We start from the raw sequence: 6,331 nt of genomic DNA on the forward strand, positions 1-6,331 counted from the left end.
GCCCGGTCCCGTCCGCCGCGAGCCCGGTCCCGCCTGCGGGCGCGCGCCCGGCCGGGTCCTCGCCCGCGGGCGGCGGGCCGTTGACGACCCGTACGCCGACGGCCGCCTCGCCGTAGGTGATCCGCACCTTCACACTGGCGCCGGGCGCGTGCTTGGCCGCGTTGGTCAGCGCCTCCTGCACCACCCGGTGCAGCGCCCGGTCCGCCATGCCCGACAGCGACGTCGCCCCGGCGGCCCGCTGCTCGCCGACGACGGTCAGCTCCACCGCGAGCCCCGACTCCCTCGCCCGGCCCACCAGGTCCTCGACCGACTCGTCGGGCGGCGCCGTCCGGGCCGTCGCCGCGGCAGGGTCCTCGTCCTCGCGCAGGACGCCGATGATGTCCCGCAGACGGGAGGTCGCCTCAGCCGCCGCGCGGCGCAGTTCGCCGGCCGCGGCCCGCTGCTCGGGACCCAGGCCCGTGGCCAGCTCCAGGGCGCCGGCGCGGAGTGCGATCAGCGCCAGGTCGTGGCCGAGCGAGTCGTGCATGTCGCCGGCGATGCGGGAACGTTCCCGCATCCGTTCGCGGTCGGCCACCGCCGCCTGTTCGCGTTCCATCCGGTCGGCCAGTTCCCAGCCGCTGCGGACGAGCCGGTCGTACTGCCGTACGTACCGGCCGATCAGCCACGGCGCCACGACCGCCAGCGCGAGCACCAGCAGCAGCGTGAACCACTGTCCGAGCGACGTACCGGCGAGCCGGGTCAGCAGCAGTCCCACCGCCGCCACCGCCCCGAACAACCAGAGCGCCGCCCGGGTGCGGTCCTGCCGCCGCCCGGCGAGATAGCCGAAGGCGATCAGGGCGAGGGTGTACGAGGCGGTGTACAGCTCCAGCGAGGCCGCCAGGCTCGCCCCGACGGTGAGGGCGATCGGCGCCTCCGGCCACCGCCGGCCGATCGCCACACACACCCCGAGGACCGCCACCCCCGCCGCCACCTGAGCCCAGGACCCCCCGTCGTTGGGGTCGGAACGCAGCAGGACGGGGACGCAGAGCAGGATCCACAGCCCCAGGTCGAAGAGGCGTTCACGCATCGGGGGACTCCGCCACCAGACCCGCCTCGTACGCCAGGATCGCCAGCTGCACCCGGTTGCGCAGGTCGAGCCGGGCCAGGACGGCGCTCACATGGGCCTTCACCGTGCCCTCGACGACGAACAGCCGCGCCGCGATCTCGGCGTTGGAGTGCCCGGCGCCGACCAGCGACACCACCTCCCGCTCCCGTCCGGTCAGCGGTTCGAGCCGGGCCCTGGCCTCGGCCGTACGGGAGAGACGCTCACCGCCCAGGGTGTCGATGACCCGGCGGGCGACGCCGGGGGAGAGGAAGGCGGCACCCTCCGCCGCGGCCCGCACCCCGGCGACCAGTTCCCGCGGGTCACCGGACTTGAGGAGGAAGCCGCTCACCCCGCTGCCGAGCGCCCGCGCGATGTACGCGTCCTCGGAGAACGTGGTCAGCATGACGACCGAGCAGTCCGGAGCCGCCCGGCGCAGCTCCTCCGCCGCTCCGAGCCCGTCGAGCCGTGGCATCCGGATGTCCAGCAGGACGACGTCCGGCCGGTGCAGCCGGGCGAGTTCGACGGCCTCGTGTCCGTCGCCCGCCTCCGCGACGACCTCGATCCCCGGATCGGTGGTGAGGATGGCCTTCACACCGGCCCGGATCATCGTCTCGTCGTCCGCGAGCAGCACCCTGATCATGCGAACAACCCTATGCAGACGCACGGCCGCCCGGAGGGAACGAGTCCCTCCGGGCGGCCGTCACCCGACGAGCGGGGTTACGGGAACGTCAGCTTGAAGCCGCTGATGTAGCCGGTGTCCTGCGCGGCCTTGTCCTGGACCCGGAGCTTCCAGGCGCCGTTGGCGACCTCGCTGGAGGCGTTGACCGTGTACGTGGCCTTCACGTTGTCGGCCGAGTCGGAGGACGAGAACGGCTTCAGGTTGTAGACCGAGCCGTCCGGGGCCACCAGGTCGACGACCAGGTCACCGCGCCAGGTGTGGACGATGTCCACGTCCACCTTGAGGGTGGAGGGCGCGTTGCCGGTGATGCCGGTGACGTTGACCGTGGAGGTCACCGCGGCGCCGTTGTCCGGGATGGACACGTCGGCGGTGTTCTCGAAGACCTTGCCGGTGCCCGGGTCGCCGCCGCCGGGGCGGGCGCCCACGTTGATGCCGGCCCAGGCGTGCTCGACGGCCTTCACCTCGGCGCTGCCGGCGCCGTACAGCTCGGTGGCCACCGCGACCGTACCGGTGCGGGCACCGGCGTAGTTCGTGGTGGAGCCGAACTTGGTGGTGAGCGCCTTGAACCAGATCAGCGCGGCCTTGTCGCGGCCGATGCCGGTGACCGGCAGACCGTCGGAGGTCGGCGAGTCGTAGTTCACGCCGTTGACCGTCTTGGCGCCGCTGCCCTCGGAGAGCAGGTAGAACCAGTGGTTGGCCGGGCCCGAGGAGTAGTGCACGTCGATCGAGCCGATGCCGGAGTACCAGGCGTCCTTGGACGAGCCGTCCTTGCTGGGCTTGTCCATGTAGCGCAGCGGGGTGCCGTTGCCGCGGATGTCGATCTTCTCGCCGACCAGGTAGTCGCCCTTGTCGGCGGCGTTGTTGGCGTAGAACTCGACGGCCGCCGCGAAGATGTCGGAGGTGGCCTCGTTCAGACCGCCGGACTCGCCGCTGTAGACCAGGCCGGCGGTGTTGGAGGTGACGCCGTGCGTCATCTCGTGCGCGGCCACGTCGATCGAGGTGAGCGGCTTGGTGTTGTTCGAGCCGTCGCCGTACGTCATGCAGAAGCAGGAGTCCTGCCAGAAGGCGTTGACGTACGCGTTGCCGTAGTGGACCCGGGAGTACGCGCCCACACCGTCGCCGCGGATGCCGGAGCGGCCGTGGACGTTCTTGTAGTAGTCCCAGGTGACGGCGGCACCGAAGTGCGCGTCGGCGCCCGCGGTCTCCGCGTTCTGCGGGGTTCCGTCGCCCCAGACGTCGTCGGAGCCGGAGAAGAGCGTCCCGGTGCCGGACGTGCCGCGGTTGAGGTTGTACGTCTTGTGGTTGCCGCGGCCGGTGTCGGTCAGCGTGTACGAGGGCGCGGTGCCGAGCGTCACCTGGCCGCTGTACTGCGTGTTGCCGGTACCGGTGTGGACGCCCTGCCATTCGTACAGCTTCGCGCCCGTGGACGCGTCGGTGACGACGTGCAGCTCGCTCGGGGTGCCGTCGTGCTGGAGGCCGCCGACGACGGTCTCGTACGCGAGGACGGGCGAACCCTGCGCCATCCAGACGACCTTGCGCGGGGCGCGCTCGGTGGCGGCCTTGTCCGCACCCTCCGCCTTGGCCTCGGCCAGCGCCTGCTTCTCGGCGGCGGCCGGTGCCACGTCGGCGGTCATGTCGACGTTCTTGAGCTCCGCGCGGGAGGCTTTGGTGACGCCGCGGGTCTGCCCGGCCTTGGTCTCGGCGACGACCAGGTCGCCGCCGAGGACGGGGAGTCCGGCGTAGGTGCGCTCGTAGCGCGTGTGGGTCGTGCCGTCGCGGTCCTGGACGACGTCACGGACGACGAGCTTCTCCTGCGCGCCGAGCCCGAGGGCCTTGGCGGTCGCCGCTTTGTCGGCGTCGGCCGCGCGGATCAGCGCGGTGCGCTGGGCGGGGGAGAGGTCGGCCGGGAGGGCGCCGGGGTTGGCCGCGATGCCGGCCTGGGCCTTCGGCGCGTTGGATCCAGGGGTGTCCGCGGCGGTCGCGGACCCCGTCTGGACGGTGACGGCGAACATGGCGGCGGCAGCGATCAGAGCGCCGGTCGCGGTGGCGCGACGGCTGGGCGTGGATCTCACGCAGACTCCTTTTGCGAGGGGGGTACCGGACCACTGGGTGGGTCGGTCCGGGCAGAGCAAACAGAGCTGTGGAGCACGTACTTGTGGAGCGCGAACTCTGGTGCGAAGAGCCGGGGGAGAGAGTGGCAGCAGTAACCGGCTCCTGTCAGGAGCGCGTCAATAAGTTGGCCGGAAATCGTCCGCTGCCCGAAAGGCCGTGTTCGTTAACCGGACGTTTCGTCGATCATCACGGCGATGCCGTCCAGTATTCGCCGAAGCCCGAACTCGAAGAGACTCTCGAGGTCCAGATCGAAATCCTCGCCGTCGGTGAGGGTGGTGAGCAGGGGGTACGAACCCCCCGCCGAGATCGCGTCGAACCGTGGCTCGTTCCGTTCCATCCACTCCCCGTCGGAGATCCCGCTGTCCTGCCGCGCCTGTTCCTCCAAGTCGTCGGCCATGGCCAGCCCCTGGACGTACGCGAAGATCACCAGGTGGGTGTGGATCTTCTCGAACGGCGTCAGGGGAGTGCCGTGCAGGGCCCCCAGGATCCACTCCGTGTACGCCATCGCGTTCGGCGAGGCGACCGGCCGGGTGAACGAGGCCATCGCCTGAGCCATCCACCGGTGGCGCGTGTACACCCCGCGCAGCCAGCGCGCCCCGAGCTGGAGCCCCGTCCGCCAGTCGGCCGGCACCGGCCCCATCGGTACCTCGCCGCACACGGCGTCCGTCATCAGCCGCACCAGCTCCCCCTTGCCGGGGACATGGCGGTACAGCGCCATGGTCGAGGTGGACAGCGCGGTCGCGACCCGGCGCATGGTGAGCGCGGAGAGCCCCTCGGCGTTCGCCAGTTCGAGCGCGGCCCGGACGATCCGCTCCCGGGTGAGCGTCGCGGGCGCGGCCGCGAGGGAGACCACGACGGTCCCCACCCCCGGCTCGGCCCGGACCAGTCCCTCCTGGCGCAGTGCGGCCAGCGCCTTCGTGGCGGTCGCCATGGCCACACCCCACTCGCGTGTGATGGCTCGCGTGGAAGGCACCCGGTCGCCCGGGCGGAGCTCCCCCGCGCGGATCCGGCGGCCGATCTCGGCGGCGATGGCACGGTAGGGCGGCGGAGTCGTCACGACGGGCACTGTACTAGTGCACCCGATACGCTGTACACAGCCCTGACCTGATGTTTCCACCGCCCTTCGTACGGTGCACTAGAACGGCGATGGCGCCGTACGCACCCGGCTGCTTCCCTCCCCGCATGACGCTCACCACACCACGCACCACCGCACTCGCCGGTCGCCGCGAGTGGACCGCCCTCGGCGTGCTGATGCTGCCGCTGCTCCTGGTCTCCATGGACGTCTCCGTCCTCTACTTCGCCATCCCCTCGATCAGCGCGGACCTCCGCCCCGGCGCCACCGCCCAGCTGTGGATCCTCGACATGTACGGTTTCGTCCTCGCCGGGCTCCTCATCACCATGGGCGCGTGGGGCGACCGCGTCGGCCGCCGAAGAGTGCTGCTCGGCGGCGCCGCACTCTTCGGGATCGCCTCCCTCGCCGCGGCGTACGCCCACAGCCCGGGCACGCTCATCGCCGCCCGCGCCCTGCTCGGCGTCGCCGGCGCCTGCCTGATGCCGTCCACCCTCGCCCTCATCCGCACCCTGTTCCGGGACGCCGCCCAGCGGGCCAAGGCGGTCACCCTGTGGACGACCGTCATGGCGAGCGGGATCTCCCTCGGCCCGGTCGTCAGCGGCGCCCTGGTCGAACACTTCTGGTGGGGCTCGGTCTTCCTGATCAACCTGCCCGCCATGGCACTGCTCCTGATCCTCGGCCCCGCCCTGCTGCCCGAGTCCAAAGGAGCGGCGACGGGCCGCTTCGACCTGCCGAGCGCCCTGCTCTCCCTCGCCGCGCTGCTGCCCCTCGTCCACGGCGTCAAGGAGATCGCCAGGGACGGCTGGGCACCCCTGGCGGCGCTGATGGTGACCGGCGGGCTGCTGCTCGCGCTCGTCTTCGTCCGCCGCCAGGCCCGGCTCGCCCACCCCATGGTGGACCTCGCCCTGCTGCGTCAGCGCGGGTACGGAGGGTCGGTCCTCGTCAACCTGCTCGCGATGGTCGCCACCGTCGGCTTCGCCGTCTTCTTCACCCAGTACCTCCAGTCCGTCCTCGGCCAGAGCCCGTTCGAGGCGGCGCTGTGGAGCCTGGTCCCCTCGGTGGGCGTCATGATCGCCGCACCCACCGGCGCGGCGCTCGCCCGCCGGGTGGACCGCGCGTACGTCATGGCAGGCGGGTTCCTGATCTCCGCGGCGGGCTTCGGCTGGCTGACCACCGCCGGACCCGGAACCCCGTTCTGGGTCCTGCTCACCGCGTGCGCGCTCTACGCGGCCGGACTCGTCTCCGCGATGACCCTCGCCAACGAACTCGCCCTGGGCGCCGCCCCGCCGGAGCGGGCGGGCTCGGCGGCGGCGGTGCTCGAATCGGGCCAGGAGCTGGGCGGGGCGCTCGGCATGGCGGTCCTCGGCGCCGTCGGCGCCGCCGT

The 6,331-nt window shown here is 72.1% G+C and carries 5 protein-coding genes; 1 reads left to right on the top strand and 4 read right to left on the bottom strand.

Features of this window, described 5'->3' with window-relative positions:
• The 4 genes from J7E93_RS36430 to J7E93_RS36445 form a co-directional block, all read right to left on the bottom strand.
• Window positions 1-1,066: sensor histidine kinase (locus tag J7E93_RS36430; protein WP_215074328.1), on the bottom strand; the 1,066-nt coding region annotated here is incomplete at its 3' end.
• Window positions 1,059-1,724 carry a response regulator transcription factor gene (locus tag J7E93_RS36435; protein WP_215074329.1) on the bottom strand — a complete coding sequence of 222 codons (666 nt, stop codon included), beginning with the start codon at window positions 1,722-1,724 and terminating at the stop codon, window positions 1,059-1,061. The genes J7E93_RS36430 and J7E93_RS36435, both read right to left, overlap by 8 nt.
• A gap of 77 nt (window positions 1,725-1,801) precedes the next feature.
• The gene (locus J7E93_RS36440) at window positions 1,802-3,835 is read right to left on the bottom strand and encodes a M4 family metallopeptidase (protein ID WP_215074330.1); all 2,034 of its coding nucleotides are present in this window, start codon (window positions 3,833-3,835) and stop codon (window positions 1,802-1,804) included.
• 203 nt (window positions 3,836-4,038) lie between these two features.
• Window positions 4,039-4,932 carry a TetR/AcrR family transcriptional regulator C-terminal domain-containing protein gene (locus J7E93_RS36445; protein WP_215074331.1) on the bottom strand — a complete coding sequence of 298 codons (894 nt, stop codon included), beginning with the start codon at window positions 4,930-4,932 and terminating at the stop codon, window positions 4,039-4,041.
• Between the two features lie 125 nt (window positions 4,933-5,057).
• On the opposite strand from J7E93_RS36445, the gene J7E93_RS36450 reads away from it, so the two are divergent.
• Window positions 5,058-6,331: MFS transporter (locus J7E93_RS36450; protein ID WP_251067588.1), on the top strand; the 1,274-nt coding region annotated here is incomplete at its 3' end.

The sequence above is a fragment of the Streptomyces sp. ISL-36 genome (genome assembly GCF_018614205.1).
Lineage (GTDB): Bacteria > Actinomycetota > Actinomycetes > Streptomycetales > Streptomycetaceae > Streptomyces.

Coding starts and splice junctions, on each gene's coding strand:
- J7E93_RS36435 (WP_215074329.1), bottom strand. CDS start 1,724: ATGATCAGGGTGCTGCTCGCGGACGACGAGACGATGATCCGGGCCGGT.